A 4,118-nucleotide genomic window follows, 5' to 3' on the forward strand; every position below is an offset into this window, starting at 1 on the left:
TTATGGAACAATTTTCTAAAGGGAATCATACAAAAGTATATGCTCTCGCTCAGCCCTCAAAAGTAAAATGGATTAATAAGCTCTTAATCTGGTATCGTGTTCGACCTGGCATGGGTGTTTTATGGACGGATAAAAGTTTATTTTCAAAAATGGAACAAGTTATTACGCAAGAAAAGGCATCATTTTGTATGTTGGTTGATCAAAAACCAAAAACGGGTGGGTTATTTATTCATTTTTTTAAAAAATATGCCGCTTTTCCTGTGTCAGGATTGAGAATGTGTATGAATAATAATATGATTGTTGTTTATGCTTCTGCTTATCGTGTTTTACCTGGAATCGTTAAAATGAAAATGCAATGTGGAAAAAATCCTCATTTAAAGGAAAAAAACCTCTTAAATTTTGAACCAACTTATTTAAATACAGAAAAACTTTCTGAGGCGGATTTATATCATAAAAATCATATAAAAGAACGCGAAAAAGATGTAAGCACTGAAATGTCTAGTTTTGTCAACTGGATAGAAAATGAAATTAAGAGCCATCCGGCGCAATGGTGCTGGGATTATAAAAAATGGTCTAGAGACCCGATTGAAAATTCGAGAGTTTTTTGAAAAAAAGGGATAAGTTGTTAACTTATCCCTTTTAAGATAATTTTAGATAATTTCTCGACCGGCAATTGTTCCCGCTGTTCTACTTGAACAGCCACAAGTACGGTTTCCAGCGGATTCAAACATGGAACCGCATGTAAGGCAGCGGCGGACGCGAACATGAATAGGAGAAAGTCCCGCTAAACGTCTTGCGATGTTTTTTTGTTCTATATCCTTAATTACACTAGGAGGTAGTGTTTTGACGCGTAAACCGTTTTCAAACCTTTCCCCATTGGCTAATTCAGAGCCCTGGCTACTTTGGCTTTCTTTCGCTGGCGTTACTTCATGGCCATTCGAAAGAAACTTGCTACGATCATTGCGTATTATCATAATCACCTCATATATGTGTTTAGGAAATCTTATAGGATGTGGGATCTTAGGGATTGAACCCTTTCTGAAGATTGAAAGGTAAATGAGTTAAATAAAATTTTCCTTGACATGGATCAATATAAAATATGACATGTAATACTTTTAATAAAAAGCTTTCGAAAAACAGACTGTTAAATATAATTCCTTTTTATTTTATGTTTTTCTTTCTCCTATTTTGTGGATGCGTGTCCTCGAATGAGGAAGAAAAAGTTTTTTTTGAAGAAAATGCAAAGCCTTTTTTTTCAAAACAAGATATTTCTTCTCTTATTATGTACAATTATATTGATATCAATCCCTATAAATCAAAAGGCTTAGTTTGGGCGCCGTTTATTTTGCCAAATGAAATGTGGACGAGTATCAGACCCTCCGATTTTTTAATTGGATATTGGAACGGAGAAAATAACCCTATTTTGCCACCTGAGCCTGGAATATGCCGTACTCTTGAAGATAGTGAAGTTGAAAATTTACCGAAAGGGGACTTAAAATTAGTCCATTTTGTATCTGATAGTGCTATTTCTTTTCATGATGAAAAAAAACTTTTCTTTTTATTAAATCCAGTTAACCATAAACCCTTTGCTATGGTGAAAATGAATTCAGATGGGAAAGCAAGTTGTTTTATTTCTTTGAAATCCTATTTAATTTCTACTGGATATGGTCAAATGCGAAGGGAATTACTAATAGATAAACAAGAAACAAATATCAAAATTCCTTTTTATGAAAGTTCTTATGTAAAAATAGATCCAAAATTAATGAATGGAATATTTAAAGGCGATATTTTAAGAATTGGTAGAAGTCTTTCTGATCATGGAATAGAGAAATTAACAGATAATTTTAATGAAGGGCATTTTTTAATTCCTTCTAAAATTAATGATGATTTATATATTTCTGGTAATTTTTTGACTTCAAATATGGGTGTACAAGAGTTCCTAAATTCTTCATTATTAATTGGAGAAAAACCATTTGAGTTACAACTTGAGCCATCATTATATACTTTTGCTATCATTCGAAAAAATAAATTGGTATGTTTGAAGTCTGTTGATTTAAAAGAATATGAAATTTTTGAGTTGTCTTGTGCGGATTCGGAAAATGATGATGATTTTATATTTGAAGAAGAAAAAAATAATTATTTTTTTGATGCAACCATTTTTCCGTCCTCAATAATAGAATCTAATGAGTTCCAAAATTGGGTTTTTTCTAACAATAATAATTTATTGTTAAGCTCTCCTAATTATTTTCAAGATTATGTTTTTCGAAAAGAAGATGATAATGAAACAAATAAAAATTTTAATTTAGTTTTTTATAATCCTTATAATAACTTAACAAGTATATTTTTAAGTTCAAATATTTTAAGCCAAATAACTCAAATTAAAGAATTTAATAAAAATGATTTTAATAAAATGTATTTAGGTGTTACATCTAATATGAACTCAAAATATATTAGCTCATTAAGAAATAAGTCACAAAATTTACCATTTTTAGGTATTCCTCTTGGAAGAACAGGTGAGCAGAGTATCGCAAATAATGCAGTTCCATTTTCAAGTTTTACAAAGATTGTGAAAATTGTACCACGTAATGATTTTTTAAAATATTCTAACGTACAGGCTTCAAACGGAGCTATCTTTTATTTATTTGAACCATTAACGTTACCAAATAATGAAGGTTTACTTTCGAGCTATATTCAACAAAAATTTCGTTTGAGAATTTCTGTTCCTCCATGGAATTCTACTAATATAATTGAAATGTATATTAATGGAAAAATAAAAAGAAGATGGATATTAGATAGAGGAGATATTTCAAAACCTTTTTCAATGAGTTTTGAAGAAAGTATTTCTGAATCAAATGCATTTACTGTGCGTTGGGCTGCTTGGGGTGATGATTTTTTACCAGACTTTTTAACAGGAACAAAAAATACGTTACCCTTTGCAATAACTCGTGATTATTGTATTGACAATATTGGAGATGGGATATGTCATGTGGAGCAAGAAAAATGATTCAATTTAGTCATGAATGTTTAGAAAAAGATTATTTGTTACGTGAAGAAATAATTAAAAATCCTAAAGCAAGTTTGTTTGCAAAATTAATTGATTCCACTTTATTAAAACAAAATGCTACGGAAAAGCATATTGAAAATCTTTGTCTTGAAGCTATTCATTCTCATTTTAGGGCGGTTTGTATTCCTCCTTCTTATATTGAAATGGCAATCTCAAAATTACAAAATACAGACGTACGATTAGCAACAGTGGTAGGATTTCCTTTAGGCTATAATACTTTAGAGACAAAAGTTTCAGAAGTTGATCATTTCGTTCGTCTTAAAGTGGATGAAATCGATTTTGTTCAAAATGTAACTTTTGTAAAAAATAATAATTTTAAAGATTTAGAAAATGAATTTCAATCCATTGTAGAAGCAGCAAAAGGGACTTTAGTTAAGGTTATCCTTGAAACAGCTCTTCTCACAGATGATGAAATTTATAAATGTGCTAGTCTAGCTGCCCTTTCTGGAATTCATGTGGTAAAAACTTCTACGGGCTTTGCTTCTCGTGGCGCTTCCTTGAATGATATTGAGATTATAAAAAAAGCGTTAAACCAATATCAAAATGAGACAGGAATTTTTGTTGGAATTAAAGCAAGTGGCGGTATTCGTAATTATCAAGATGCGTTGTCTCTCATTCAGTCAGGGGCTACGCGCCTTGGGACTAGTGGTGGCTTTGAAATAGTTAATGAAAAAGTAAATCATACTTCTTATTAATATAATTATAGGAATTTTTATGGAAAATAATTCAGGAATAGGTAATGAGGTTGAATCTAATTCATCTCAATATTATAATAAATTAAACATATTTACTATAATTTTAGGTGTTGTTGGCTTTTTTGTTTCTTTATATGCCTTAGCAATTCATTTGCAAATTACACTTAAAACAGGTGGTTCTCAATTTTGTGATATCAATTCAACAATAAGTTGTTCTGCAGTTGTCGGAAGTTCTTATGGTGAAATTGCATCTATTCCGCTTGGTGCTTATGGAATGACATATTTTGCAATCATTATTTCTGCAGCATTTATGCCAAAAGTTTCACAAATAAATAAAAAATGGCTTGCTTTCTGGGAAT

At 30.7% G+C, this 4,118-nt stretch carries 5 protein-coding genes; 4 read left to right on the forward strand and 1 reads right to left on the reverse strand.

Going from position 1 to position 4,118, the window contains the following annotated elements; translation table 11 throughout:
- On the forward strand, nucleotides 1-608 hold a 608-nt coding region (locus ACIQ56_RS15275), incomplete at its 5' end, for a hypothetical protein (protein WP_397601908.1).
- 42 nt (nucleotides 609-650) lie between these two features.
- Here ACIQ56_RS15275 and ACIQ56_RS15280 read toward each other — a convergent pair.
- Nucleotides 651-974, reverse strand: coding sequence for a hypothetical protein (locus ACIQ56_RS15280; protein ID WP_397601909.1), 324 nt, complete (start codon nucleotides 972-974; stop codon nucleotides 651-653).
- A gap of 224 nt (nucleotides 975-1,198) precedes the next feature.
- Between ACIQ56_RS15280 and ACIQ56_RS15285 the strand changes: the two genes are divergently transcribed.
- The 3 genes from ACIQ56_RS15285 to ACIQ56_RS15295 all read left to right on the forward strand — a co-directional run.
- Nucleotides 1,199-3,004, forward strand: a complete 1,806-nt coding sequence (locus tag ACIQ56_RS15285; RefSeq protein WP_397601910.1) for a hypothetical protein — start codon at nucleotides 1,199-1,201, stop codon at nucleotides 3,002-3,004.
- Nucleotides 3,001-3,759: a deoxyribose-phosphate aldolase gene (gene deoC / locus ACIQ56_RS15290; RefSeq protein ID WP_397601911.1), complete on the forward strand. Its 759-nt coding sequence runs from the start codon at nucleotides 3,001-3,003 to the stop codon at nucleotides 3,757-3,759. Before ACIQ56_RS15285 ends, deoC begins: the two co-directional genes overlap by 4 nt.
- A 19-nt stretch (nucleotides 3,760-3,778) precedes the next feature.
- On the forward strand, nucleotides 3,779-4,118 hold a 340-nt coding region (locus ACIQ56_RS15295; RefSeq protein WP_397601912.1), incomplete at its 3' end, for a vitamin K epoxide reductase family protein.

The sequence above is a fragment of the Silvanigrella sp. genome (assembly GCF_044369315.1).
In the GTDB taxonomy this organism is placed as follows: domain Bacteria; phylum Bdellovibrionota_B; class Oligoflexia; order Silvanigrellales; family Silvanigrellaceae; genus Silvanigrella.

Coding starts and splice junctions, on each gene's coding strand:
- ACIQ56_RS15280 (WP_397601909.1), bottom strand. CDS start 974: ATGATAATACGCAATGATCGTAGCAAGTTTCTTTCGAATGGCCATGAA.
- deoC (WP_397601911.1), top strand. CDS start 3,001: ATGATTCAATTTAGTCATGAATGTTTAGAAAAAGATTATTTGTTACGT.